This is a genomic window from Paracidovorax oryzae ATCC 19882, assembly GCF_000687165.1.
GTDB classification, from domain to species: Bacteria; Pseudomonadota; Gammaproteobacteria; order Burkholderiales; family Burkholderiaceae_C; genus Paracidovorax; species Paracidovorax oryzae.
Window position 1 is genome coordinate 1 of sequence record NZ_JMKU01000025.1, and the last position, 25,089, is coordinate 25,089.

Here is a 25,089-nt window from a genome sequence, read left to right on the forward strand (position 1 = left end):
GGCTGGGTGTGGAAGGCGTGCAAGCGCTTAAGCTAACCAGTACTAATTGCTCGTGCGGCTTGACCCTATAACTTTGACAACACCGTCAAGGTTGTTATGCCAAGTGACGCAATCAAAACCAAAAGCTGATTTGCTCTATGAATTCGCCGTCCTGACCACAAACCAGGACAGCAACCCTTTATGCCTGATGACCATAGCAAGTTGGTCCCACTCCTTCCCATCCCGAACAGGACAGTGAAACGACTTTGCGCCGATGATAGTGCGGGTTCCCGTGTGAAAGTAGGTCATCGTCAGGCTCCTACAGCCCAAGCCGCCCTCAGATCCTCACCGGTCTGGGGGCGTTTTGCTTTTTGCATTCAAGTCGCTGCGTTTTACGCGCGTGGCAGCCGCTGCACGTCGCAATGACGTGAAATCCGTTTTTGGGCGGCCCAACAGTTCTCCCCTTGTGATTCGTGGCGGTCTTCGTCCCGGCTTGGCGCGTGTGCTTGCGAGGATCTGGCGCATCCGCAACGGGCTTTGGTGAGGGCTACGGTACGATTGACGTGCACGTCAACGTAAGGCGAAGCGCACGTTCTGCTGTCTCCACTTCCTGTTGTCCCTCTCCATGGCCGTCACCTACACCATCAGCGATCTCGCCAAAGAGTTCGACCTCACGACGCGTGCGATGCGCTTCTATGAAGACATGGGGCTGCTCCAGCCCGAGCGTTCCGGGCCAGGAGGCCGCACGCGTATCTACTCTGCCAGGGACCGCACGCGACTGCGATTGACGCTGCGTGCGAAACGTCTGGGCCTCTCGCTGGCGGAGGCCAAATCCATCATCGACCTGTATGACAGCCCCAGGGATACCGGCGTGCAGCTGAGAAAGTTCCTGGATGTGCTGGCGAGCCATCGGCAGCAATTGGAAGAACAGATGGCGGACCTGCAGGCCAACCTCGACGAGATCCGGGAACACGAAAGAGAGGCGCGATCGCTGCTCTCCAAGGTGGAGAAATCCAGCAAGAGCCGGAATGCTCCATAATTGACGTTTACGTAAACGTCATTGCTCCTGCCGTGCAGCCTGCTGTGGCCGCAGGCGCGCCCAAGGCAGCTTTGCAACCCTTCAAGGAGACAACCCTATGAGCATTTCCTCGTTGCCCGGACTGAACTTTCAATTGGGTGAAGACATCGACGCGCTGCGCGATGCCGTGCGGGAGTTCGCGCAGGCCGAGATTGCGCCCCGCGCCGGAGAGATCGATCGGGACGATCAGTTTCCGATGGATCTCTGGCGCAAGATGGGCGAGCTGGGAGTGCTGGGCATCACGGTCTCCGAAGCCTATGGCGGTGCGCAGATGGGCTACCTTGCCCACATGGTGGCGATGGAGGAGATTTCCCGCGCCAGCGCGTCGGTGGGGCTCTCCTACGGTGCCCACAGCAATCTGTGCGTGAACCAGATCCACCGCAACGGCTCGGAGGAGCAAAAGCGCAAGTACCTGCCGAAGCTGGTGTCCGGCGAGCATGTCGGCGCCCTGGCCATGAGCGAACCTGGCGCGGGTTCGGATGTCATCAGCATGAAGCTCCGGGCCGAAGACAAGGGCGGTTATTACCTGCTCAACGGCAGCAAGATGTGGATTACGAACGGCCCGGATGCCGATACGCAGGTGGTCTATGCCAAGACGGAGCCGGAACTGGGGGCGCGCGGCGTCACCGCCTTCCTGATCGAGAAAGGCATGAAGGGCTTCAGCATTGCGCAGAAGCTCGACAAGCTGGGCATGCGCGGCAGCCACACCGGGGAGCTGGTGTTCGAGAACGTGGAGGTGCCAGCCTCCCAGGTGCTTGGCCAGGTGAACGGCGGCGCGAAGGTGCTCATGAGCGGGCTGGACTACGAGCGCGCAGTGCTCACCGGTGGTCCGCTGGGCATCATGCAGTCCGTGATGGACAACGTGGTGCCCTACATCCATGACCGCAGGCAGTTCGGCCAGAGCATCGGCGAGTTCCAGCTCATCCAGGGCAAGGTGGCGGACATGTACACGGTGCTCCAGGCGGGGCGCTCCTTTGCCTACACCGTGGCGAAGAACCTGGACATGCTCGGCACGGAGCACGTCCGGCAGGTGCGCAAGGACTGCGCCTCGGTCATCCTGTGGTGCGCGGAGAAGGCGACATGGATGGCCGGCGAGGGCATCCAGATCTTCGGTGGCAACGGATACATCAACGAGTACCCGCTCGGCCGCCTCTGGCGGGATGCGAAACTCTACGAGATCGGCGCCGGCACCAGCGAGATCCGCCGCATGCTGATCGGCCGGGAACTGTTCGCCGAGACCGCCTGACTTTTGTACAACGCTCCAGAAAGAAGCCTGATGACCGCTCCCAGCATCGATGAACTGTTCGTCCACAACCGCGCGTGGGCCGCACAGATGGAACGGGAGCGCCCGGGCTTTTTCACGGAGCTGATGGCGCAGCAGAAGCCCCGGTACATGTGGGTGGGCTGCTCGGACAGCCGGGTGCCGGCCAACCAGATCACGGGGCTGGAGCCGGGGGAGGTGTTCGTGCACCGGAACGTAGCGAACGTGGTGGTGCCCACGGACCTGAACTGCCTCTCGACCATCCAGTACGCGGTGGACCAGTTGCTGGTGGAGCACCTGATGGTCGTGGGCCATTACGGCTGCGGCGGCGTGCGCGCGGCGCTGGAAGGCGTTCGCGTGGGGCTGGCCGACAACTGGATACGCCATGTGAAGGATGTCCGGGACCGCCACAAGGAGTTGATCGCCGCCACGCCGGCGGAGTTGCAGCTCGACGTCCTGTGCGAGCTCAATGCCATCGAGCAGGTGGTGAACGTGGCACAGACGACGGTGATGGCCGATGCCTGGGGCCGGGGGCAGAAGGTGACGCTGCACGGCTGGTGCTACGGCCTCAAGGACGGGCTGATCAATAACCTCCACATGACGGTGTCGGGCATCCAGGGACTGGATTCCGTGTACAAGGCGGCGATCCAGGGCGTGGCCAACCGCCTGCGGGGATAGGCCACCACCTTCCGGCAACGTGTCGATGGAGCAACCAGCCATGTTCCCACGGCGTCTCGATTCTCCGGCCGCATACGGCATCGCGCAGGCGATGATGGACGGCTTCAATCGCCATTACCGGCTGTTCCGTGCCGAGTCGGCGCGCGCGAAGCATCGCTTCGAGACGTCCGACTGGTCGAGCCAGCAACGCGCGCAGCGCGAGCGCATCGAGTTCTACGACCTGCGCGTGAAGGAGTGCGTGCGCAGGCTCGAGAAGGAGTTTTCCGCGGGGGCGCAGCCGATGGACGTGTGGTACCAGGTGAAGCTCCATTACATCGGCCTGCTGGTGGGGCACCGGCAGCCCGAGCTGGCCGAGACGTTCTTCAACTCGGTCACGACCAAGATCCTGCACCGCACGCACTTCCACAACGACTTCATTTTCGTGCGGCCGGCCATCAGCACGGAGTATCTGGAGAACGACGAGCCCGGGGCGCGGCCGACCTACCGGGCCTACTACCCTTCGCCGGAGACGCTGCAGGAGACGCTGGTGCGCGTCGTGGACAACTTCCAGCTGCAGGGCGAATTCGAGGATCTGGCGCGCGACGCAGCGCGCGTGGCGGAGGTGATGCGCCCCCGGCTCGGGCCGGCGAAGTGGCGCGCGAATTTCCAGATCCAGGTGTTGTCCAGCCTGTTCTACCGCAACAAGGGCGCGTACGTGGTGGGCAAGGTGATCAACGGATTCCAGGAACTCGCTTTCGCGCTGCCCATCCTGCACGGCACCGATGGCCGCTACGTGATCGACGCGGCGCTGTTCGGCGAGGACGACCTGCAGATGCTGTTCAGCTTCGCCCGGGCCTATTTCATGGTGGACATGGAGATTCCGAGCGCGTATGTGCAGTTCCTGCGCAGCCTGATGCCCCGCAAGCCGCGGGCGGAGCTCTACAACGCCCTGGGGCTGGCCAAGCAGGGCAAGACGCTCTTCTACCGGGACTTCCTGCACCACCTGCGCTATTCGAGCGATCGTTTCCGCATCGCGCCGGGTATCAAGGGGATGGTGATGCTGGTGTTCGACCTGCCGTCGTTCCCGTTCGTGTTCAAGGTCATCAAGGACTACTACCCGCCGCAGAAGGACACCACGCGGGAGCAGATCAAGGGCAAGTACCTGCTGGTGAAGCAGCATGACCGGGTGGGGCGCATGGCGGACACGCTGGAATACAGCGAGGTGGCTTTCCCGCGCGAGCGTTTCGAGGACGATCTGATCGCCGAGATCGAGAAGTTCGCGCCCAGCCAGCTGGAGATCAGCGACCGCGACGGCGACGGGAATGTCGAGGTGATCCTCAAGCATGTGTACATCGAGCGGCGCATGATTCCCCTGAACATCTATCTGCAGGAGGCGTTCGATGCCGGTCCGCACGACGTGCGCGCGCGGCAGCAGATGGAGCGCAGCGTTGTCGAGTACGGCAATGCGATCAAGGACCTCGTGGCGGCCAACATCTTTCCCGGCGACATGCTCTGGAAGAACTTCGGCGTCACCCGCAACGGCAAGGTCGTTTTCTACGACTACGACGAGATCGAATACCTCACCGATTGCCATTTCCGCAAAGTGCCGGCCCCGCGCAATGAAGAAGACGAGCTTTCGGGCGAGGTCTGGTGGGCCGTGGGACCGCGCGACGTGTTTCCCGAAACCTTCGGCCCTTTCCTGCTGGGCAACGATGCCGTGCGGGAGGTGTTCATGCGCCACCATGCGGACCTGCTCGATCCGGTCTTCTGGCAGTCGCACAAGGAGCGCATACAGGCCGGGCACATGTACGACGTATTTCCTTATGACCCCGAGCGGCGCTTCGGCGTCGGCTCGGGCACCGGCTCGCCGGCCTGACTCCCATGCCGCGCGGCGCGGCCGGGCCTGCCCGCTGTGCCGTTCTTCCCTGACCCGTACCCAGACATTTCACAGGAGACTCCGAATGCAGCAAGATCCCATCGTCATCATCGGTGCCGCACGCACGCCCATGGGGGCTTTCCAGGGCGATTTCTCGGGCCTGGCCGCCCATGACCTGGGAGGCGTGGCGATCCGGGCGGCCGTGGAGCGCGCGGGCATCGCGCCGGAGAGCGTCGGCGAAGTGCTGTTCGGCAATTGCCTGATGGCGGGGCAGGGGCAGGCGCCGGCCCGCCAGGCCGGGTTCAAGGGCGGGCTGCCCAAGAGCGCCGGAGCCGTCACGCTGAGCAAGATGTGCGGCTCGGGCATGAAGGCCGCGATGTTCGCGCACGACATGCTCCTCGCAGGGACGCACGAGGTGATCGTGGCCGGCGGGATGGAGAGCATGACGAATGCGCCCTATCTGCTGCAGAAGGGCCGCGGCGGCTACCGGCTGGGCCACGACCGCATCTTCGACCACATGATGCTCGACGGGCTGGAGGACGCCTACGAGCCTGGACGCTCGATGGGGACGTTCGGCGAGGACTGTGCGGCGAAGTATGGATTCACCCGCGAGCAGCAGGATGCATTCGCCGTGGCGAGCGTGCAGCGCGCGAAGGCGGCGACGGAGTCCGGCGCCTTCGCGGCGGAGATTGCCCCGGTAACTGTGAAGACGCGTGCCGGCGAGACGGTGGTGTCGGTGGACGAGGGGCCGGGCAAGGTGCGGCTGGACAAGATTCCGACGCTCAAGCCGGCGTTCAAGAAGGACGGGACCATCACCGCGGCATCGAGCTCGAGCATCAACGACGGCGCAGCGGCGCTGGTGATGGTGCGCGAGTCCACGGCCCGTCGCCTCGGCGCCGTGCCGATCGCGCGCATCGCGGGCCATGCCATGCATGCGCAGGAGCCCAATTGGTTCACTACCGCGCCCGTGGGCGCCACGCAGAAGGCGCTGGCCCAGGCCGGCTGGAGCGTGCAGGACGTGGACCTCTGGGAGGTGAACGAAGCCTTTGCAGTGGTGCCCATGGCGCTCATGAAGGAGCTGGACGTGGCGCACGACATCGTGAACGTGAACGGCGGGGCCTGTGCGCTGGGGCACCCGATCGGCGCGAGCGGGGCCCGCATCATCGTGACCCTGATCCATGCGTTGAAGGCGCGCGGCAAGCGGCGCGGGCTGGCCACGCTGTGCATCGGCGGTGGCGAAGGCACGGCCATGGCGATCGAGCTGGTGTGAACGCGTCCGTGCCGGAGGATCGCTCCCGCCATCCGGTGCTGGTGATCGGGGCGTCGCGGGGCATCGGCCTGGAGTTCGTGCGCCAGTACCGCGAGGCGGGGCGGCGCGTGATCGCGACGGTGCGCGATGAGGCCGGACGCGCACGCGTGGGCGCGCTGGGCGCCGAGGTGCTGACGGTGGATGTCGCCCTGCCGGCCAGCGTGAGCGGCCTGGCCTGGCAGCTCGATGGCGAGAAGATCGGCCTGGCGCTGTATGTGGCCGGCGTGATCCGCCGCCCTGGAGCGCTCACGCCGCCGACGCAGGAGGATTTCGATGCAGTGATGCATACCAACGTGCTCGGCGCGATGCAGGCGCTGCCACAGGTGGCGCCCCTGGTGTCGGAAGCCCGTGGCGTGTTCGCGTTCCTCTCGTCCTCGATGTCGCTGATCGGCAGTGTGCCCAACAGCGGGTCGTGGCTGTACCGCACGAGCAAGGCCGCGCTGAACATGGCCGTGGCGGCCGCGCAGCACGACTATCCCCAGGCGACGCTCGTCACGCTGGACCCGGGCTGGGTGCGTACGGACATGGGTGGGGCGGGCGGCGCGCTGGAGGTGGCGGAGAGTGTCGAGCGCATGCGAGCCGTGCTGGGGAGCGTCACCCCGGGTGACCGGGGGCGGTTGCTGCACCACGATGGGAGAAGGGCGATGCAATGGTGAGTGCCGGCCCTGGCGGGATGGCGGAGGTGGCCGCGTGAGCGCGCCGGTGTCCCATGGGGACAATCGCTTCAATCTGCTCCGGCTGGCGGCTGCCGTCGCGGTGCTGCTGTCGCATGGCGAGTTCCTCTACCGCTTAACGCTGCCGGTTCCGTTCCCTGGGCACACCCTGGGTTCGCTGGCCGTCTATTGCTTCTTCTTCATCAGCGGATACCTGGTTTTCCAAAGCTGGGAGCGGGAGCCTGCGCTGGGTGTTTTCTGGGTGAAGCGCGTGGCGCGCATCTTTCCTGGATTGGTCGTCGCGAGCGCGTTTTCCGTATGCGTGGTGGGTTGGGCGATGACGCGGTTGCCGACCACGGAATATTGGACGCACCCAGGCACGTGGCTCAATTTCTTCAACAATGCGGCGGGCATCGCGACGGTGCAGGTGCTGCCCGGCGTGTTCGAATCCAATCCTTTTGCCCGGGCGGTGAACGGCTCGCTGTGGTCGATCCGCTATGAGCTGCTCATGTACTTGTTGCTGTCGGTGGCTGGCGTGGCGGGAGGGCTGCGGCGGCGCTGGATCTTTCCGGTGGCGGCGCTGGGGATGGCGGCATGGTGGTTTCTGGCCCGCCGCATGGGCGCCGGTGTTGCGGGGCCTGCCTGGCTGTCCGAGTTGTTCGGCGCGTCCGAGGTGTCCGCGCTCGGCGTGCTGTTCCTGCTGGGCTGCTCCTGCGCGGCGTACCGGGTGCGCACCCATGCGTGGATGTGGGTCGCAGCCGCCTGCGGTGCATGGATTGCGTCCGTCGCCACCGGAGCGGGGAAGGTGCAGATGGGGGTCTGGGCGATGGTGGCGGCCGGCACGTTCTGGCTGGCCCACGCCGGAGTGCGCCGCTGGCGATGGAACGGTTTCCCGCGCGAGGATTTCTCGTATGGCGTCTATATCTATGCCTTCCCGATCCAGCAGGCGATGACGGAAATATGCCTGCGCCGAGGGTGGGGCTTGGCTGTCTGCCTCGCGCTGTCCCTGGCGCTGACTTTCGCCATGGCCGCTTTTTCTTGGTACTGCGTGGAAAAGCCCGGCATATGGCAAGGTCGCCGCTTGGTGAGCTGGTTGCGCGGCGCCCGGCGGCCGGACATCCACCGTCCGGCGCAATGAAGATGGGATGCTGTATCCGGCCGGCACCGTCCTTTTTTCTTTCTAACGATATGGAGACAAGCACATGCTGTTGACGCAGGACCAGGAGATGATCCGCGACGCGGTGCGCGATTTCGCGCAGACGGAGTTGTGGCCGCATGCGGCCCGCTGGGACAAGGAGCACCTGTTTCCCCGCGATGCGCACCGGGGCCTTGCAGCCCTGGGGGCATATGGCATCTGCGTGCCGGAGGAGCACGGCGGCGCCGGGCTGGATTACCTGTCGCTGGCGCTGGTGCTGGAGGAGATCGCGGCGGGTGACGGCGGCACGAGCACGGCGATCAGCGTGACCAACTGCCCGGTCAATGCGATCCTGATGCGCTACGGCAGCGAGGCGCAGAAGCGCCGGTGGCTCGAGCCACTGGCACGCGGCGAGATGCTGGGGGCTTTCTGCCTGACCGAGCCCCATGTCGGCTCGGATGCCTCGGCGCTGCGTACCACGGCAGTGCGGCAGGGGGACGAGTACGTCATCGACGGCGTGAAGCAGTTCATCACGAGCGGCAGGAACGGGCAGGTGGCGATCGTGATCGCGGTGACCGACCGCGCCGCCGGCAAGCGCGGCATGAGCGCGTTCATCGTGCCCACCGATGCGCCCGGCTACGTCGTGGCGCGGCTGGAGGACAAGCTGGGCCAGCACAGCAGCGATACGGCGCAGATCCTTTTCGAGGGATGCCGCATTCCGGTGGAGAACCGGATCGGCGCCGAGGGCGAGGGCTACAAGATCGCGCTGGGTGCCCTGGAAGGAGGGCGCATCGGCATCGCGGCGCAGAGCGTGGGCATGGCGCGCAGCGCCTTCGACGTGGCCGTGCAGTATGCGAAGGAGCGCGAGAGTTTCGGCCAGCCGATCTTCCAGCACCAGGCCGTGGGATTCCGGCTGGCCGATTGCGCGACGCAGCTCGAAGCCGCCCGCCAGCTGATCTGGCACGCGGCGGCCCTGCGGGATGCGGGGCGCCCCTGCCTGAAGGAGGCCGCCATGGCCAAGCTGTTCGCGAGCGAGATGGCCGAGCGTGTGTGCAGTGCAGCCATACAGACGCTGGGCGGCTACGGGGTGGTGAATGACTTTCCCGTGGAGCGCATCTATCGCGATGTGCGGGTGTGCCAGATCTACGAGGGCACCAGCGACGTGCAGAAGATCCTCATCACCCGCGCGCTGGCCTGAGCGCGGATTGCGGGAGCCGCGATGCGTGGCGGTGCGCTGTTCACGCGCGGTCCGCGATGCCTCCGCCACCGGCGCTGCTGCGCTCGCGCAGCACCACGGTGATCTGGCCGTTGGTCTCGATGGTCGCGCGCTCCACTTCGTGCAGGTGCAGGCAGCCGCCGGCGCGCAGTGCGGCGGCGAGGTCTTCCGCGGACAGCAGTTCCCGGCGCATGAGGAGCCGGTCCACGCGGCCGTTGTCCACCAGGGTCTGTGGACGGCCGTCCACCAGGTGGGCGAGCCGCGGGAAACGGAAGGTGGCCCGGGCCAGCACCACGTGGCAGCAGATAAGCGTGAGTGCCGAGATGAGCCCGCCGATCAGCGAGTTGTCGCCTGCATTCATGGAGTTCTGCACCGCATTCGACAGGATGAGCAGCAGCACGAGGTCGAACGGCGCGAACTGACCTGTCTGGCGCTTGCCCGTGAGCCGCAGGAACGTCAGCAGGAATGCATACACCACCACGCCGCGCAGGATGAATTCCCACCATGGCACGCTCAGAGCCCACATTGTCGATCTCCAGGAAAAGAAGGGGCCCGCCATGCGTGCCGGCCCGCCCGGGAGTGTGCCATTGGTCGCGGATGGGCGGGCATCTGCAAGAATGCGTCCCCGTTCCCATGCCGGTGGTCGCCGTGTCCCGTTCCTCCTCTCCCCCTTCCGAGTGCCCCTGCGGGCGGCTTTCCAGCCGGCGCACGCCGCTGTCCTATGCGGCTTGCTGCGGCAGGTACATCGACCATCGGGACGCCTGCCCCGCGCCCGATGCCGAGAGCCTGATGCGGTCGCGCTACACCGCCTTCGTGCAGGGGAATGCGGACTACCTGCGCGCCACCTGGGCCGCGGAGCACCGGCCGCCATCGGTGGCGTTCGAGCCGGGCGTGCGCTGGCTCGGGCTCGAGGTGCGATCGCACCGTCCGCTGGGTGAGGACCGGGCCGAGGTGGAGTTCGTGGCCCGCCAGCGCGACGCGGGCGGGCGGGCCCACCGCCTGCACGAGCGGAGCCGCTTCGTGCGCGAGGGTGGGCGCTGGTTCTATGTGGATGGCGAGTTTCCGCGCGGCTGATGCCGGTCTGCTCCACCCCGGCTGGTCCTGATCGAGCCCCTTCATCCACTCATTGCCATACGATGCCCACTGCTCCTGACAGCCTGTATCCCGATGCGTGGCGCGACGACGGCAGCGATGACGCCCAGGCATCCGGTGCCGGGCTCGATCTGGCGGTGCGCCGCCGGTTGCTGGACTCGCTCGCATCGCGGGGAGGGACCTCCGAGATTCCTGCCCTCGTGATCCCCGGTGTGCTGACATGGCTGTACGCGCGCAACGGTGCCCCGGCCGTACACATGCTGGTGTGGTGGGGGAGTTTTCTCGTCGTCGTCTGCCTGCTGCTCTTCCTGCTGCGGCGCTTCCGCCGGGATGCCGCGTTGCCCGACCACGTGGTGGTCCCTCGCTGGGAAGGGGCTTTCCAGGCAATGGCGGCGGCGGATGGCGCGTGCTGGGCAGTTCCCATCCTGCTCACGCAAACTGCTCCGCTGGAATTCCGGTTGCTGACGTACCTCGTCATCTGCGCGGTGCTCGCGGTGGGGACCACTTTCCTGGCGCCGCATCCACGGGTGTTCTTTCCGTTCTTCGCGGCGATCTACGGGCCCACGCTGGCGGCCGCGGTCTGGTATTTTCCCGATCGCTGGCAGGCCATGCTGCCATTGACCGTGCTCTATGGCGGCGTGATCTTGCGGCATGCGTGGGGTTCGCGGCGCTTCGTCGTGCAGCAGGTCGAGATGGAGCGCCAGCGCCTGCAACTGGCCGAGCGCTACCTTGCCGCCAAGGAGCAGGCCGAGCGCGCACTGGAGGAGAAGAACCGCTTTCTTTCCACGGCCAGCCATGACCTGCGGCAGCCGCTGCATGCGATGGGGCTGCTGGTGGAGTCGGCGCAGCAGCGCAACGCCGACGCGCGGCTGGTGCCGGTGCTGGAGGGGATCCAGGACTGCGCCCGCTCGCTGACCTTCCTTTTCAATGCGCTGCTGGATCTGTCCCGGCTGGAGTCCGGGGCCTATGCCGTCGTCCAGGAGGATGTCTCCCTCGCTGAGGTATTGCGCGACGTGTCCACGGTGTTCGGTCCGGATGCACGCCATCGCGGCCTGCGGCTGGAGGTCCATCTGCCGCGGAATCGGCCGGCCATCGTGCGTGCCGATGCGGCGCTGCTGCGGCAGATGGTTTTCAACCTGGTGCAGAACGCACTGCGCTATACGCGCGCAGGTGGCGTGCTGATCGGCGCGCGGATGCGGCGGGGGGTCTGGCGCATCGAGGTCTGGGACACCGGCCCGGGCGTGCCGCCGGAAGACCGGCACCGCATCTATGCGCCCTTCTACCGGGGCGAGGCGCGCTGGACGCAGGAAGTCGCGGGCCATGGCCTGGGACTGTCGGTGGTGGCCCGGTCGGCGCGGCTGATCGATGCGGAGTACGGTTTCGAATCCCGGCCGGGACGCGGCTCTTGCTTCTGGCTGGTGGTGGAGGCGGTGGAAGCCGCACCGCGGAGCGCGAACTCCCCGGCGGCTTCGGCGGTGGTGCCGCTTCCCCCTTGGCAGCAGCGCCTGGGGTCGCTGTCGGGCAGTTGCCTGGTGGTGGAAGATGATCCGCAGGTGGCCCACGCCGTGGCGGAGCTGCTTCGGTCCTGGGGGCTGCATGTCGCGATGGCCGCGACGGGGGCGCAGGCCCTGGAGCACGCGGCGTCCGGCAGGGCACCGGATGTGGTGCTGTGCGATCAGCGCCTGGGCGGAGGCGAGAGCGGGTTCGACGTGCTGCGCGCGCTGCTCGAACGGTTTCCGTCCGCGCGCGGAGCGATGGTCAGCGGCGAATATGACGCCGCCCCGCTGGCGCAGGCCGAGGACGATGGCTATCTCGTTTTCCGCAAGCCGCTCGTACCGGAGGCGCTGCATTCCGTGCTGGCACGCTGGCTGGACGGGAAGTCCTGACGGCTGGCTGCAGGCGACGGAGAGGCCGAGCGGCACACGCCGTCCGGGTGATATCTGGCAGCAACGCGCTGCCGCTTCCTCGGATGTGCTGCCGGGTAACAAAAACCCCCCTCCGGTGGGGTACGGAAGCGGCCCCGTTCTTCCGACAATGCCTTGCGTCCGCTTTCTGCGGCGTTTCCACGGCAGGCCGTGCCGGTCGCTTCAGGGTGCCCGGGCCACGCGCGGCCTTGCCGTCCCTTTATGTGACAGACGGCGCATCGGGTACCGGCCCCGGCAGGCGTCAGGCCTGCATGCTGTAGATTCGAGTGTGCTTTGCGGCGCTCCAGGCGGGCGCCGCTTTTTTTGGTGCGCACCTTCAACGGATCTTTGCCATGCCCTCCGACGCCCTGTCGCTGCCCCCTTCCGCCCGGCCCCGGGCGCTTCCTCCGGTCGATGCCGTGCTCTTTGACTGCGACGGCGTGCTGGTGGACAGCGAGCCGATCACCCACCGCGTGCTGCGTGCCATGCTGGAGGAGTCCGGCTGGACGCTGACGATCGAGGAGTGCATGCGCATCTTCATCGGCAAGGCCGTGCGCAGCGAGGCTGCACGCATCGAGGCGGAGACGGGCCGTCCGCTGACGGACGGGTGGATGGCCCTTTTCTACGAGCGGCGCAATGCCGCCCTGGCTGCGGAGCTGGAGGCCATTCCGGGCGCGTTGCGGGCCGTGGAGGCCGCGCACGCCCATACGTCGGGGCGCATCGCCTGCGCATCCGGCGCCGACCGGCACAAGGTGGAGCTGCAGCTCTCGAAGGTGGGCCTGCTGTCGCACTTCCAGGGGCGCGTGTTCAGCGGGCACGAGATGCCCCGTACCAAGCCGGCTCCGGACGTGTACCTGGCCGCGGCCGCTGCGTTGGGGGTGCCGCCTGGCCGGTGCCTTGTCATCGAGGACACGGTGACGGGCGTCACGGCGGGCGTGGCTGCAGGGGCCACCGTGGTGGGCTACAGCCCTGCGGCCTGGGGCCACGATCCCGCCGAGGCCCTGCGGGCGGCCGGGGCCGTGCAGGTGATCGACGCGATGGACCTGCTGCCTGCATGCCTCGGCATGGGCTGAGGCGCGGGCGCCTGGCCGTGGCATTCACGGAGCTGTCGCATGGCGGGCGTAGCCTTGCCGGCTTCGCGCCCGCTTTCCTCCTGCCATGCCCTCCGCCCGCCTTCCGCTCCGCCTGGCCGTTCCGGCCCTGTTTCTTGCCCTGACGCTTGCTGCCTGCGGAGGCGGTGGTGGCGCGGGGCTCGCACCCGTGCCGTCTTCCGGTGCCTATGCCACCAAGACCGCCTACCAGCCCCGGCAGTCCTTGGACAGCTATGAGGCACCTCCGCCGGGCTTCTCGAAGGTGTATGCCGAACTGGTGGCGCGGCATGGTTCGCGGGGCCTGTCCAGCCTCAAGTACGACGATGCGGTGCTGAATCTGTGGACGCGCGCGCAGGCCGACGGGGCGCTCACGCCGCTGGGGCGCCAGCTCGGGCCGGATGTCGAGAAGATCATGCGGGCCAATTTCCTGCTGGGCTGGGGCGTCGATGGCATCGGCTCACCGGGCTACGGCAACCTGACCCAGGTGGGCATCGCCGAGCATCGCCAGTTGGCGGCGCGGCTGGTGCAGCGCGATGCCGAGCTGTTCAGCGGGCAGAGCTTCCAGGGGCGGCCCCGGCAGGTGGAAGTGCTGCATTCCGGGCAGGACCGGGCGGTGGACAGCTCGCAGTTCTTCGCAGCGTCCCTGGCTGCAGCCGCGCCTGCCGTGGCCGGAGCGATCGTACCTGCCGTGGTGGACCGCTACCAGCTCTATCCGCACAAGCTGTCGGCCACGGGCGATGCGGTGTCCGATGGCTCCGCCGTGCATGCGGCGGTGCTGGCCGCCAGCCTGGATTACCAGCGCTACGCGGCAGGCAAGGACGCCGCCGGCTACGGTGCGGAGGCTGCGGCCAAGGTGGCGGCGGCGCGTGCCACGCCCGAGGTGCGGGCCCATGCGAGGGCGGTGCTGGAGCGCGTGTTCACCGCGGCTTTCATCGACAGGCTGGATGCCGGCAGCTACAGCTTCTCCAACAATGGCACGCACACCTTCGCGAGCGCGGACGGCCGCTTCACGAGCACGCTGACCGGCGATGGCAAGACGAAGATCCAGGGCGTCGTGGACGCGGCAGCGCTGCTCTACGAGCTCTACATCATCGCGCCGGGCATGCGGCAGGAGACCGGCGGCGTGGATTTCGGTGCGTACATGCCCGCGGAGCATGCGCCGACCTTCGCGTACCTGCAGGACATCGACGACTTCTACGGAAAGGGCCCGGCCGCGACCGAGTATGGCGGCGTCACGACCCGCTTCACGCAGGCGCTGCTGCAGGACTTCTTCGACGAGGTGGGGCGCATTGCGCAGGGCCAGCTGGGGCGGGTGGCACGGCTGCGCTTCACCCATGCGGAAGTGATGATCCCGTTCGCCGCGCGCCTGGGACTGCGCAATGCGTCCACGCCCGTGCCGCGTGCGCAGACCTATGTCTATGCCGGCAATCCCTGGCGCGGCGAGGATGTCTCCCCGATGGCCACGAATGTGCAGTGGGACGTGGTGCGCGACGCGGGCGGCAAGGTCCTGGTGAAGATGCTGTTCAACGAGCAGGAGGTGGATTTCCCGGCGGCCTGCGAGGGGGCACGCTATGCGGGCGGCAGCCGGTATTACGAGTACGGCGGGCTGAGGCGCTGCTACGGCCTGTAGGCGCGCTGGTGCTGCCGGTAGGCGGTCGGGGACATCCCCGTCCACTGCCGGAAGGCGCGCATGAAGCTTTTCTCGCTGGCGAAGCCGGCCGCCTGGGCCACGGCCTTGACGGGCCGGTCCGTGCGCTGGAGGAGATCCCGCGCGCGCTGCTGGCGGGCCTCGTCCTTCAGGGCCTGCAGCGAGGCGCCTTCCTCCCGGAGCTGGCGGTGCAGGGTGCGGGGCGAGACGTGCAGTGCGGTGGCCAGCGTCTGTGCGCTGTGGGACAACTCCGGTGCGTGGGCCAGCGCCTGCCGCACGCGCTGCACCAGCAGGCGGTCGCGGCGGTACTGGCGCACGGTCAGCGGCAGGGCGCGTTGCAGCATCAGCCGCAGCGCGTCCTCGTCGCGCTGCAGGGGCAGGTCGAGGTAGCGGGCGTCGAACCGCAGCAGGGCCTGGGGGGCGCCGAAGCGCGGAGCCACCCCGAAGAGCAGCGGATAGACCGCGGCATGCGGCGGTGGCTGGAACGGAAAGGACGCGTCCAGCAGCGGCAGCCGGGAGTCGATGAACCAGCAGGCCAGCCCGAGGGCATTGCGCAGCACGGAGACGGTGCAGAACTCCCGCAGCACGCCCAGGCTGCGGTGCTCGGACAGCGACAGCGTGGCGGTATCGTCCCCGGCATCCAGGTGCAGGCCGATGTCTTCCGCGAGGAGCGCATGGTGGCGGCACCAGCGGCGCAGTGCGATGCCCAGCGTGGGTGAGCTGATGGAGGCCCGCGCCAGCATGCCGTAGCTGCCCCAGGGCAGGCGCCGGGAAAACCAGCCGAGGGCCTCGTCGTCGAGTTCGCGCATGGCGGCGGCGGACAACGCCTCCATCTGCAGGGCGGTGATGCGGGCCTGCGGATTCTGCAGGCTGCGTGGCGGGATTTGTGCCGCTGCGAGGGCATTGGCGGGGCTCATGCCGCGCTGGAAGTAGGCATGCACGATGGCGTCGACGAAGGCCATGGGAGTGGCTGCCACTGGCTGCGGCGCGGTGCTGGCAGGTGCCGGAGGCTCGGTCGTCATGCAGGAAGTGTGCGGCCCTGTGGCGTGAATTGCAACCTGTGTGGCCTGATTGGTGGCCCGGGCGGCGGCCCGGGGGCGTATGCTTGGTCCGTGCGGCCGTGCCCGCCGGCATGTTGCCCCGCATGTGCCGCGCACCGCCGGCCGCCGGTCCGCCAGAGACCGCATGACCAGGAGACAACTGCCGTGACCCAGCCGTCCGATCCGTCCGTCCTTTCGCCCGCCGCCAGCCATGTGCGCGGCGACACCCGCGTTCCCCTGATCGAGCAGACCCTGGGGGATTTCTTCGCAGGGATGGCGGAGCGCCATCCCGGCCGCGAAGCCCTGGTGAGCCGCCACCAGGAATTGCGTTACACCTACGCGGAACTGCATGCCGAGGTGCGTCGCCTTGCCGGCGCGCTGCTGGGGCTGGGCCTGCAGAAGGGCGACCGCGTGGGTATCTGGTCGCACAACAACGCGGAATGGGTGCTGATGCAGTTCGCCACCGCGCAGGTGGGCCTCGTGCTGGTCAACATCAATCCAGCCTACCGCACTGCCGAGGTCGAGTACGCGCTGAACAAGGTGGGCTGCAAGGCGCTGGTGGCGATGGCCCGCTTCAAGACCAGCGACTACCTGGGCATGCTGCGTGAACTGGCGCCCGAGTGGAGCCAGCAGTCTCCGGGGCAACTGGCCGCGCGGCGCCTGCCGCACCTGCGCACCGTGGTGTGGATCGACGCGCCGGGGCAGGGGGGCGCCGAGGAGCCCGGAATGCTGCGGTTCTCGCAGCTGCTCGCGCGCGGCGATGCGCAGGACGCCTGCATCGACGAGGTGGCGAAGACGCTGGATCCGCAGGACCCCATCAACATCCAGTTCACGAGCGGCACCACCGGCTTTCCCAAGGGCGCGACGCTCACGCACCGCAACATCCTGAACAACGGTTTCTTCATCGGCGAGTGTATGCGCCTCACGCCGGAAGACCGGCTCTGCATCCCGGTGCCGCTCTACCACTGCTTCGGCATGGTGCTGGGCAACCTCGCCTGCGTGACGCACGGCAGCACCATCGTCTATCCGAGCGACGGCTTCGATCCGCTGGCGGTGCTGGAGACGGTGCAGGCCGAGCGCTGCACGGGGCTGCATGGCGTGCCCACCATGTTCATTGCCGAACTGCAGCATCCGCGCTTCGCGGAATTCGATCTCTCGACGCTGCGCACCGGCATCATGGCCGGCTCCCCTTGCCCGATCGAGGTCATGAAGCGCGTGGTGAGCGACATGCACCTGGAGCAGATCACCATCGCCTACGGCATGACCGAGACCAGCCCCGTGAGCTGCCAGAGCAGCACGGACACGCCGCTGGACAAGCGCGTCTCCACCGTGGGTCTGGTGCAGCCGCACCTGGAGGTGAAGATCATCGACCCGGATTCCGGCGAGCCCGTGCCGCGCGGCCGCTCGGGCGAGCTCTGCACGCGCGGCTATTCGGTGATGCACGGCTACTGGGGCGATCCGGAAAAGACGGGCGAGGCGATCGACGCGCAGGGCTGGATGCACACGGGCGACCTGGCCACGATGGATGCCGAGGGCTATGTGAACATCGTCGGGCGCATCAAGGACATGGTGATCCGCGGCGGCGAGAACATCTATCCGCGCGAGATCGAGGAGTTCCTCTACCGGCATCCGCAGGTGCAGGACGTGCAGGTGGTGGGCGTGCCCGACGAGAAGTACGGCGAGGAGCTGTGCGCCTGGATCATCGCCAAACCCGGCGAGCAGCCCACCGAGGAAGGCATCCGGGCGTTCTGCCAGGGCCAGATCGCGCACTACAAGGTGCCGCGCTACATCCGGTTCGTTTCCGAATTCCCGATGACGGTGACCGGAAAGATCCAGAAATTCAAGATCCGCGACGCCATGAAGGAGCAGCTCGGCCTGACCGAGCGCGCCACTGCCTGAAATCTTTTTCCCGTCCTTCCATGATCCTCGAATCCCGCCTCAATCCCCGCTCGGCCGATTTCCAGGCCAATGCTTCCGCGATGCGCGCGCTCGTGCAGGACCTGCGCGACCGCGCGGCCCAGGCGGCCCTGGGCGGCAGCGAAGCCGCGCGCGCCAAGCACACGGCGCGCGGCAAGCTGCTGCCGCGCGACCGCGTGCGCGAACTGCTGGACCCGGGCTCCCCGTTCCTGGAGATCGCGCCGCTGGCCGCGCTGGGCATGTACGGCGACGAGGCGCCGGGCGCGGGCCTGATCGCGGGCATCGGCCGGGTGAGCGGCGTGGACTGCATGGTGGTGTGCAACGACGCCACGGTGAAGGGCGGCACCTACTATCCGATGACCGTGAAGAAGCACCTGCGGGCGCAGGAGATCGCGCAGCAGAACCGGCTTCCGTGCATCTACCTGGTCGATTCGGGCGGCGCCAACCTGCCGAACCAGGACGAGGTGTTTCCCGACCGGGACCACTTCGGCCGCATCTTCTACAACCAGGCGCAGATGAGCGCGCAGGGCATCGCGCAGATCGCGGTGGTGATGGGCAGTTGTACGGCGGGCGGGGCGTACGTGCCGGCGATGAGCGACGAGTCCATCATCGTGAAGAACCAGGGCACGATCTTCCTGGGCGGCCCTCCGCTCGTGAAGGCGGCCACCGGAGAGGTGGTGACCGCCGAGGACCTGGGCGGCGGCGACGTGCATACGCGGTTGTCGGGCGTGGCCGACCACCTCGCGCAAAACGACCTGCATGCGCTGCAGCTCGCGCGCCACGCGGTGCGCAACCTGAACCGCGAGCGCGCGCCGGCCGCCTGCACAGCGGCGCCGCAGGCGCCTGCGTTCGAGGCGCAGGAGCTGTACGGCGTGATTCCGGTGGATACGCGCAAGCCGTTCGACGTGCGGGAAATCATCGCGCGCATCGTGGACGGCAGCGAGTTCGACGAATTCAAGGCGCGCTACGGCACCACGCTGGTCACGGGCTTCGCACGCATCGAGGGCATGCCCGTGGGCATCATCGCCAACAACGGCATCCTGTTCTCGGAAGCGGCCCTCAAGGGCGCGCATTTCATCGAGTTGTGCTGCCAGCGCAAGATCCCGCTGGTGTTCCTGCAGAACATCACCGGCTTCATGGTGGGCCGCAAGTACGAGAACGAAGGCATCGCGCGCAACGGCGCCAAGATGGTGACGGCGGTGGCCACGGCGGCGGTGCCGAAGTTCACGATCGTCATCGGCGGCTCGTTCGGCGCCGGCAACTACGGCATGTGCGGCCGCGCCTATTCACCGCGCTTCCTCTGGATGTGGCCGAACGCGCGCATTTCCGTGATGGGCGGCGAGCAGGCCGCGAGCGTGCTGGCCACCGTGCGGCGTGACGGCATCGAAGCGAAGGGCGGTGCCTGGAGCATGGAGGAGGAAGAGGCGTTCAAGGCGCCGATCCGCCGCCAGTACGAGGAGCAGGGGCACCCCTACTACGCCACGGCTCGCCTGTGGGACGATGGGGTGATCGACCCCGCGGACACGCGCCGCGTGCTGGCGCTGGGCCTGGCCGCTGCGCGCAACGCGCCCGTCGAGGACACGAAGTTCGGCATTTTCCGCATGTGAGGGCCCCGCGGGCCCGCCCATCCTGACAGCACAAGGAGGAATCCACCATGACGACCACCGAATACCGACACCTGCACGTCGGCCAGGCCGGAGCGATCGCGCGCGTCACCCTCGCGCGGCCGGAGGTGCGCAATGCGTTCAGCGACGACGTCATCGCCGAGCTGACCCGCGCGTTCGAGACGCTGGGCCGGCAGGAGGATGTGCGCGCCATCGTGCTCGCAGCCGAAGGCCCCGCGTTCTGCGCGGGCGCGGACCTGAACTGGATGCGCCGCATGGCCGACTATTCGCGCGCGGAGAACGTCGCGGACGCGGGCCGGCTGGCGGCCATGCTGCGCACGCTGAACGATTGCCCCAAGCCGACCATCGCGCGCGTCCAGGGCGATGTGTATGCGGGCGGCGTGGGGCTGGTGGCCGCTTGCGACGTGGCGGTGGCGGTGGACACGGCCGTGTTCTGCCTGAGCGAGGTGCGGCTGGGGCTGATTCCCGCCACCATCGGGCCCTATGTGGTGCAGGCCATGGGCGAGCGCGCGGCCCGCCGCTATGTCGTGACCGGCGAGCGCTTCGGCGCGCTGGAGGCGCTGCGCGTGGGGCTGGTGCATGAAGTGGTGGATTTCGAGCAGCTCGACGAGAAGCTCGACGCCATCGTGCAGGCGATCGCCGCGGCCGGGCCACAGGCGGTGGCCGCAGGCAAGCGCCTGGTGCGGGACATCGCCGGGCGGCCCATCGACGACGCGCTCATCGCCTCGACGGTGGAGGCCATCGCGGACATCCGGGCGAGCGGCGAGGGGCGCGAGGGCGTGCAGGCCTTCCTGCAGAAACGCAAGCCGGCGTGGCTGCCGGCACGCGACTGAGGACGCCCCTGCGGGCCCGCCGCCATGGATGCCCTCTGGCTGCATATCGTCCAGTGGCTGCACGCCGCCGGACTGCATGTGGATCCGGGCACGGCCCGGGCCGTGGCGGAGCAGGCGCGGCATGCCACCGGCGCGCTGGACATGCCGGGCCTGCTGGCGCTGGCCGCGGGGCTCGGCTGGGCCAGCGGCTTCCGGCTCTACGCGGTGGTCTTCCTGGTCGGGGGCATGGGCGCGGCCGGCTGGCTGGCGTTGCCGGAGGGGCTTCGCATCCTGCAGCACCCGGCCGTGCTCCTGGTGAGCGGGCTGCTGCTGTGCGTGGAGTTCGTTGCCGACAAGGTGCCCTGGTTCGACAGCCTGTGGGATGCCGTGCATACCGTGATCCGCGTGCCCGCGGGCGCCCTGCTGGCCGCCGGCGTGTTCGGCCCGGACAACGGGGGCATGGCGCTGGCGGCCGGCCTGCTGGGCGGCTCGCTGTCCGCCACGGCGCTGGCCACCAAGATGACCGCGCGGGCCGCCGTCAACACGTCGCCGGAGCCCGTGTCCAACTGGCTGCTGTCGTTTTTCGAGGATGGCCTGGTCGTGGTGGTGGTCTGGCTGGCCACGCAGCATCCGGTGGCCTTCGGCATCGCGCTGGCCTGCATGGTGGCGCTGTCGGTGCTGGTGCTGGTGGTGCTGCTGAAGTTCCTGCGCGCCGTGCTGCGGCGGCTCTCTGTTTTCTTTTCCCGGCCTGCGGCCCCGGCCACGAGATGAGTGCGGCGGCCTGATTTTGGAGTGAGACGCAAAGATGTTTGAAAAAATCCTGATCGCCAACCGCGGAGAGATCGCCTGCCGGGTGGCCGCCACCGCGCGCCGCATGGGCGTGAAGACCGTGGCCGTGTATTCCGATGCCGACGCATCTGCCCGGCACGTGGCGGCTTGCGACGAGGCGGTCCACATCGGCGGCAGTGCGCCGCAGGAGAGCTACCTGCGCTGGGAGCGCATCCTCGAGGCGGCGCGCCGCACGGGGGCCCAGGCCATCCATCCGGGCTATGGGTTCCTGTCGGAGAACGAGGAGTTCGCGCAGGCCTGCCAGGACGCCGGCCTCGTCTTCATCGGCCCGCCGCCTTCCGCCATCCAGGCGATGGGGCTCAAGGCCGAGTCCAAGCAGCTGATGGAAAAGGCCGGCGTGCCGCTGGTGCCGGGCTACCACGGTGCCGACCAGGATCCGGCGCTGCTGCAGCGCGAGGCCGATCGCATCGGCTATCCGGTACTCATCAAGGCGAGCGCAGGCGGCGGCGGCAAGGGCATGCGCGCGGTGGAGCGGGCGGCGGACTTCGCCGCGGCGCTGGAGTCGTGCAAGCGCGAGGCGATCAACAGCTTCGGCGACGACGCGGTGCTGATCGAGAAATACGTTCAGCGCCCGCGCCATATCGAGATCCAGGTGTTCGGCGACACGCACGGCGGGTGCGTATATCTCTTCGAGCGCGACTGTTCCGTGCAGCGCCGCCACCAGAAGGTGCTGGAGGAGGCGCCCGCGCCGGGCATGGCCGAGGAAATGCGGGCACGCATGGGCCAGGCCGCCGTCGCCGCGGCGCGGGCCGTGGGCTATGTGGGTGCCGGCACGGTGGAGTTCATCGTCGAGCAGCGCGAGGGCGGCGCGATGGACTTCTTCTTCATGGAAATGAACACGCGCCTGCAGGTGGAGCACCCGGTGACGGAGGCGATCACCGGCCAGGATCTCGTGGAGTGGCAACTGCGCGTGGCCGCTGGCGAGCCGCTGCCGCTGGCGCAGGACCAATTGCGCATTTCCGGCCATGCGATCGAGGCGCGCATCTGCGCCGAGAATCCGGACAACCAGTTCCTGCCCGCCACGGGCCGCCTGGCCATCTATCGCCATGGCCCTTGCACGCATTTCGAACGCGGTGTGGTGCGCATCGATGCCGGGGTGCGAGAGGGCGACGCGATCAGCCCTTTCTACGACTCGATGATCGCCAAGCTTATCGTGCACGGCGACACGCGCGAGCAGGCGCTGGCGCGGCTGGACGAGGCACTGTCGCGCATGCACATCGTGGGGCTGGCGACGAACGTGCAGTTCCTGCGGCATGTGCTGCGCACCGGGTCCTTCTCGCAGGCCCGCCTGGATACCGCGCTTATCCAGCGCGAGCAGGCGGTGCTCTTCCACCAGTCGCCGGTGCCGATGCCGCTGGCGCTGGCCGCGACCGTGGCCCATGCGCTGCTGGCCGAACAGGTTGCCGAGCAGCCGGGCGACCCGTTCGGGCGCCGGGACGGCTGGCAGGGATGGGGTGAGAGCCACCGGCGCTTCGAGGTGGAATGCGCCGGGCAGCCGGCCTCCGCCAGGCTCACCTACCGGTCCGGCGAGGCGCCCCTGCTCCGGGTGGAGGCCGGGGGCGCCGTGCTGGCCGAGGGGCCGCTCGGCTTCGGGCGTGGCGGCGGCGCGGAAGGGGAGGGCGAGGCCATCGACCTGTCCTTTGCCGGCGAGCGCACGCGGGCCACGGTGCACGCCCGCGGGGAGGCACGACATGTCTTCATGCCGCGGGGCGCTGCGCAGCTCACGGTCATCGACCGGCTGGCGCATGCGGGCGAGGCGCAGGCCGAAGGCGGCCGTCTGACTGCCCCGATGCCCGGCAAGGTGGTGTCCTTCGCGGTGCGCGCGGGCGACCGCGTGGCCAAGGGGCAGGCCCTGGCCGTGATGGAGGCGATGAAGATGGAGCACACGATCGCCGCGCCTGCCGACGGCACGGTGGAAGAGCTGCTCTATGCGCCCGGCGACCAGGTGACCGAAGGGGCCGAACTGCTGCGCCTGGCCGCGGCAGCATGACGGCGGGGAAAGCCTGCGTGACAGCGCGGACCATGCCCTCTGCGATAGGCTCCGGGGAATGACCGACATCCTGTTTTGCTGTACCGATACGCCGCCCGCGCCCTGGCTGGAAGGCCTGCGCTCTGCCCTGCCCGATGCCCGCATCACGGTCTGGGAGCCCGGCGCTCCCGAGGCCGACTATGCGGTGGTGTGGGCACCGCCCCAGCAGTTCCTGGACGAGCAGCCCCGGTTGCAGGCGTTGTTCAACATCGGCGCGGGCGTGGATGCGCTGCTGAAGCTGCGCGTGCCCGAGGGCTGCCGCATCGTGCGGCTCGACGACGCGGGCATGGCCGTGCAGATGGCGGAATACGTCTGCCATGCCGTCATCCGCCATTTCCGCGAATTCGATGCCTACGAGGCTGCGGAGCGTGAAGGCCGCTGGGCTTTCCGCAAGCCGCGTCTGCGGCAGGATTTCCCGGTGGGCGTCATGGGGCTGGGCGTGCTGGGCGAGCGCGTGGCGCGCGCCCTGGCGCATTTCGAGTTTCCCGTGCAGGGCTGGAGCCGCTCGCCCAAGGCGGTCGAAGGCGTGCGCACCTTCCACGGGGCCGACGGGCTGCAGGATTTCCTGGCGGCGAGCCGCGTGCTGGTGAACCTGCTGCCCCTCACGCCCGATACGACCGGCATCCTGCGCCGCGAGACGCTTTCGCGCCTGCTGCCGGGCGGCTATGTGATCAACGTGGCGCGGGGAGCGCACCTCGTGGAGGAGGACCTGCTGCCCCTGCTGGACAGCGGCCATCTCGCGGGTGCCACGCTGGACGTCTTCCGCACCGAACCGCTGCCGGCGGACCATCCGTTCTGGGGGCATCCGCGCGTCACCGTCACGCCCCACACCTCGGCACGCACGCTGCGCGCGGAGAGCATCGCCCAGATCGCGCGCAAGATCGACGCCCTCCGCCAGGGGGCCTCCTCGGTGCGAGGCGAGGTCGATCCATCGAGGGGCTATTGAGGCCGCCCGAATCCCGCGAACCTTTTTCAGGAACCCTCCCATGTCCTCCCTTCCCACCCGTGCCAAGCTCGTGGACGTCGGCCCGCGCGACGGGCTGCAGAACGAGAAATCCCCCGTGCCGGCCAGCGTCAAGATCGGCCTCGTCCACCGGCTGCAGGCGGCCGGGCTGACCGAGATCGAGGTCACGAGCTACGTGAGCCCCAAGTGGGTGCCGCAGATGGCGGACAACCATGAGGTGATGGCCGGCATCGAGCGGCGTCCGGGCGTCCGCTATTCGGTATTGACGCCCAACCTGAAGGGCTACGAGGCGGCCGTGCTGGACCGGCCCGACGAGATCGTGGTGTTCGGCTCCGCCAGCGAGGCGTTCAGCCAGAAGAACATCAACTGCAGCATCGCCGAGAGCATCGAGCGCTTCGCGCCGGTGGTGGAGGCCGCCCGCGCCGCGGGCATCCATGTGCGCGGGGCGATGAGCTGCACCGTGGGCTGCCCCTACGAAGGCGAGGTGGCGCCGGAGCGCGTGGGCTACCTGGCGGGGCTCATGAAGGGCATCGGCGTGCAGCACATCGGCGTGGCCGACACCATCGGCGTGGGCACCCCGCGCAAGGTGCAGCGCGCCATCGAGGCGACGCTCGCGCACTATGCCGTGGACGACGTTTCCGGACACTTCCACGACACCTACGGCCAGGCGCTCGCCAACACCCTGGCCGCGCTGGAGATGGGCATCTGGCAGTTCGACACCTCGGTGGCCGGCCTGGGCGGCTGTCCCTATGCGAAAGGCGCCACGGGCAACGTGGCCACCGAGGACGTGGTGTACATGCTGCACGGCATGGGCATCGAGACGGGCATCGACCTGGATGCACTGGTCGATGCCGGGGCCTACATCAGTGACTTCCTCGGCCGCAAGCCGAATTCGCGCGCGGCCACCGCGCTCTTGAACAAGCGCGCGGGCTGATGCGCCGCAGGCCGGGGCGC

Annotated in this window: 21 protein-coding genes and 1 rRNA gene; 20 read left to right on the forward strand and 2 right to left on the reverse strand. The window is 68.2% G+C overall.

Annotated features, from left to right (window positions below; all coding sequences use genetic code 11):
• Positions 1-183: 183 nt before the first annotated feature.
• The 9 genes from rrf to T336_RS0117945 all read left to right on the forward strand — a co-directional run bounded on the left by rrf (position 184) and on the right by T336_RS0117945 (position 9,146).
• A 5S ribosomal RNA gene (rrf, locus tag T336_RS0117905) occupies positions 184-296 on the forward strand.
• Positions 297-604: 308 nt separating this feature from the next.
• Positions 605-1,018 (forward strand): MerR family transcriptional regulator, encoded by a 414-nt coding sequence (locus T336_RS0117910; protein ID WP_026433585.1) that lies wholly within the window; start codon positions 605-607, stop codon positions 1,016-1,018.
• Positions 1,019-1,115: 97 nt separating this feature from the next.
• Complete coding sequence (locus T336_RS0117915) at positions 1,116-2,303, forward strand: isovaleryl-CoA dehydrogenase (RefSeq protein ID WP_026433586.1); 1,188 nt, start codon at positions 1,116-1,118, stop codon at positions 2,301-2,303.
• Positions 2,304-2,333: 30 nt separating this feature from the next.
• Complete coding sequence (gene can / locus T336_RS0117920) at positions 2,334-2,996, forward strand: carbonate dehydratase (RefSeq protein WP_019704031.1); 663 nt, start codon at positions 2,334-2,336, stop codon at positions 2,994-2,996.
• 40 nt (positions 2,997-3,036) lie between these two features.
• Complete coding sequence (gene aceK, locus T336_RS0117925) at positions 3,037-4,851, forward strand: bifunctional isocitrate dehydrogenase kinase/phosphatase (protein WP_026433587.1); 1,815 nt, start codon at positions 3,037-3,039, stop codon at positions 4,849-4,851.
• Between the two features lie 85 nt (positions 4,852-4,936).
• Positions 4,937-6,121, forward strand: coding sequence for an acetyl-CoA C-acyltransferase (locus T336_RS0117930; protein WP_019704029.1), 1,185 nt, complete (start codon positions 4,937-4,939; stop codon positions 6,119-6,121).
• Positions 6,118-6,816, forward strand: a complete 699-nt coding sequence (locus T336_RS0117935) for an SDR family oxidoreductase (RefSeq protein ID WP_019704028.1) — start codon at positions 6,118-6,120, stop codon at positions 6,814-6,816. The genes T336_RS0117930 and T336_RS0117935 overlap by 4 nt, the downstream gene beginning before the upstream one ends.
• Before the next feature lie 34 nt (positions 6,817-6,850).
• Positions 6,851-7,951 (forward strand): acyltransferase family protein, encoded by a 1,101-nt coding sequence (locus tag T336_RS0117940; RefSeq protein WP_026433589.1) that lies wholly within the window; start codon positions 6,851-6,853, stop codon positions 7,949-7,951.
• 64 nt (positions 7,952-8,015) lie between these two features.
• A complete protein-coding gene (locus tag T336_RS0117945; RefSeq protein WP_019704026.1) occupies positions 8,016-9,146 on the forward strand; it encodes an acyl-CoA dehydrogenase family protein in 1,131 nt (376 codons plus the stop codon).
• Positions 9,147-9,186: 40 nt separating this feature from the next.
• On the opposite strand, the gene T336_RS0117950 is transcribed toward T336_RS0117945, so the two are convergent.
• Positions 9,187-9,690 carry a DUF421 domain-containing protein gene (locus T336_RS0117950; RefSeq protein ID WP_019704025.1) on the reverse strand — a complete coding sequence of 168 codons (504 nt, stop codon included), beginning with the start codon at positions 9,688-9,690 and terminating at the stop codon, positions 9,187-9,189.
• A gap of 107 nt (positions 9,691-9,797) precedes the next feature.
• On the opposite strand from T336_RS0117950, the gene T336_RS0117955 reads away from it, so the two are divergent.
• From T336_RS0117955 to T336_RS0117970, 4 genes are all read left to right on the forward strand, one after another.
• The gene (locus T336_RS0117955) at positions 9,798-10,238 is read left to right on the forward strand and encodes a YchJ family protein (protein ID WP_019704024.1); all 441 of its coding nucleotides are present in this window, start codon (positions 9,798-9,800) and stop codon (positions 10,236-10,238) included.
• A gap of 62 nt (positions 10,239-10,300) precedes the next feature.
• Positions 10,301-12,142, forward strand: a complete 1,842-nt coding sequence (locus T336_RS0117960; protein ID WP_019704023.1) for an ATP-binding response regulator — start codon at positions 10,301-10,303, stop codon at positions 12,140-12,142.
• Between the two features lie 371 nt (positions 12,143-12,513).
• Positions 12,514-13,233: an HAD family hydrolase gene (locus T336_RS0117965; protein WP_051647307.1), complete on the forward strand. Its 720-nt coding sequence runs from the start codon at positions 12,514-12,516 to the stop codon at positions 13,231-13,233.
• Positions 13,234-13,318: 85 nt separating this feature from the next.
• The gene (locus T336_RS0117970; protein ID WP_026433592.1) at positions 13,319-14,881 is read left to right on the forward strand and encodes a histidine-type phosphatase; all 1,563 of its coding nucleotides are present in this window, start codon (positions 13,319-13,321) and stop codon (positions 14,879-14,881) included.
• On the opposite strand, the gene T336_RS0117975 is transcribed toward T336_RS0117970, so the two are convergent.
• Positions 14,869-15,921: an AraC family transcriptional regulator gene (locus T336_RS0117975; RefSeq protein ID WP_026433593.1), complete on the reverse strand. Its 1,053-nt coding sequence runs from the start codon at positions 15,919-15,921 to the stop codon at positions 14,869-14,871. The genes T336_RS0117970 and T336_RS0117975 overlap by 13 nt on opposite strands.
• 183 nt (positions 15,922-16,104) lie before the next feature.
• Between T336_RS0117975 and T336_RS0117980 the strand changes: the two genes are divergently transcribed.
• From T336_RS0117980 to T336_RS0118010, 7 genes are read left to right on the forward strand one after another with little or no spacing between them, the layout of a single operon-like run.
• Positions 16,105-17,838 (forward strand): AMP-binding protein, encoded by a 1,734-nt coding sequence (locus T336_RS0117980; protein ID WP_026433594.1) that lies wholly within the window; start codon positions 16,105-16,107, stop codon positions 17,836-17,838.
• 20 nt (positions 17,839-17,858) lie between these two features.
• Positions 17,859-19,463: a carboxyl transferase domain-containing protein gene (locus tag T336_RS0117985; protein ID WP_026433595.1), complete on the forward strand. Its 1,605-nt coding sequence runs from the start codon at positions 17,859-17,861 to the stop codon at positions 19,461-19,463.
• Between the two features lie 47 nt (positions 19,464-19,510).
• The gene (locus tag T336_RS0117990) at positions 19,511-20,314 is read left to right on the forward strand and encodes an enoyl-CoA hydratase/isomerase family protein (protein ID WP_019704017.1); all 804 of its coding nucleotides are present in this window, start codon (positions 19,511-19,513) and stop codon (positions 20,312-20,314) included.
• Positions 20,315-20,338: 24 nt separating this feature from the next.
• Positions 20,339-21,064, forward strand: coding sequence for a DUF4126 domain-containing protein (locus T336_RS0117995; RefSeq protein ID WP_019704016.1), 726 nt, complete (start codon positions 20,339-20,341; stop codon positions 21,062-21,064).
• Between the two features lie 34 nt (positions 21,065-21,098).
• On the forward strand, positions 21,099-23,132 hold the full coding sequence (locus T336_RS0118000; protein WP_026433596.1) for an acetyl/propionyl/methylcrotonyl-CoA carboxylase subunit alpha: 2,034 nt from the start codon (positions 21,099-21,101) through the stop codon (positions 23,130-23,132).
• 58 nt (positions 23,133-23,190) lie between these two features.
• Complete coding sequence (locus tag T336_RS0118005) at positions 23,191-24,117, forward strand: 2-hydroxyacid dehydrogenase (protein WP_019704014.1); 927 nt, start codon at positions 23,191-23,193, stop codon at positions 24,115-24,117.
• Positions 24,118-24,157: 40 nt separating this feature from the next.
• Positions 24,158-25,069, forward strand: coding sequence for a hydroxymethylglutaryl-CoA lyase (locus T336_RS0118010; protein WP_019704013.1), 912 nt, complete (start codon positions 24,158-24,160; stop codon positions 25,067-25,069).
• The last annotated feature ends 20 nt before the right edge of the window (positions 25,070-25,089 follow it).

Excerpts from the sequence above, each read along its gene's own strand:
- T336_RS0118010 (WP_019704013.1), top strand. The coding sequence starts at position 24,158 with ATGTCCTCCCTTCCCACCCGTGCCAAGCTCGTGGACGTCGGCCCGCGC.
- T336_RS0117945 (WP_019704026.1), top strand. The coding sequence starts at position 8,016 with ATGCTGTTGACGCAGGACCAGGAGATGATCCGCGACGCGGTGCGCGAT.
- T336_RS0117975 (WP_026433593.1), bottom strand. The coding sequence starts at position 15,921 with ATGACGACCGAGCCTCCGGCACCTGCCAGCACCGCGCCGCAGCCAGTG.
- T336_RS0117985 (WP_026433595.1), top strand. The coding sequence starts at position 17,859 with ATGATCCTCGAATCCCGCCTCAATCCCCGCTCGGCCGATTTCCAGGCC.
- T336_RS0117970 (WP_026433592.1), top strand. The coding sequence starts at position 13,319 with ATGCCCTCCGCCCGCCTTCCGCTCCGCCTGGCCGTTCCGGCCCTGTTT.
- T336_RS0117950 (WP_019704025.1), bottom strand. The coding sequence starts at position 9,690 with ATGTGGGCTCTGAGCGTGCCATGGTGGGAATTCATCCTGCGCGGCGTG.
- T336_RS0117955 (WP_019704024.1), top strand. The coding sequence starts at position 9,798 with ATGCCGGTGGTCGCCGTGTCCCGTTCCTCCTCTCCCCCTTCCGAGTGC.
- T336_RS0118000 (WP_026433596.1), top strand. The coding sequence starts at position 21,099 with ATGTTTGAAAAAATCCTGATCGCCAACCGCGGAGAGATCGCCTGCCGG.
- T336_RS0117990 (WP_019704017.1), top strand. The coding sequence starts at position 19,511 with ATGACGACCACCGAATACCGACACCTGCACGTCGGCCAGGCCGGAGCG.
- aceK (WP_026433587.1), top strand. The coding sequence starts at position 3,037 with ATGTTCCCACGGCGTCTCGATTCTCCGGCCGCATACGGCATCGCGCAG.
- can (WP_019704031.1), top strand. The coding sequence starts at position 2,334 with ATGACCGCTCCCAGCATCGATGAACTGTTCGTCCACAACCGCGCGTGG.
- T336_RS0117965 (WP_051647307.1), top strand. The coding sequence starts at position 12,514 with ATGCCCTCCGACGCCCTGTCGCTGCCCCCTTCCGCCCGGCCCCGGGCG.
- T336_RS0117960 (WP_019704023.1), top strand. The coding sequence starts at position 10,301 with ATGCCCACTGCTCCTGACAGCCTGTATCCCGATGCGTGGCGCGACGAC.
- T336_RS0117930 (WP_019704029.1), top strand. The coding sequence starts at position 4,937 with ATGCAGCAAGATCCCATCGTCATCATCGGTGCCGCACGCACGCCCATG.
- T336_RS0117995 (WP_019704016.1), top strand. The coding sequence starts at position 20,339 with ATGGATGCCCTCTGGCTGCATATCGTCCAGTGGCTGCACGCCGCCGGA.
- T336_RS0117910 (WP_026433585.1), top strand. The coding sequence starts at position 605 with ATGGCCGTCACCTACACCATCAGCGATCTCGCCAAAGAGTTCGACCTC.
- T336_RS0118005 (WP_019704014.1), top strand. The coding sequence starts at position 23,191 with ATGACCGACATCCTGTTTTGCTGTACCGATACGCCGCCCGCGCCCTGG.
- T336_RS0117915 (WP_026433586.1), top strand. The coding sequence starts at position 1,116 with ATGAGCATTTCCTCGTTGCCCGGACTGAACTTTCAATTGGGTGAAGAC.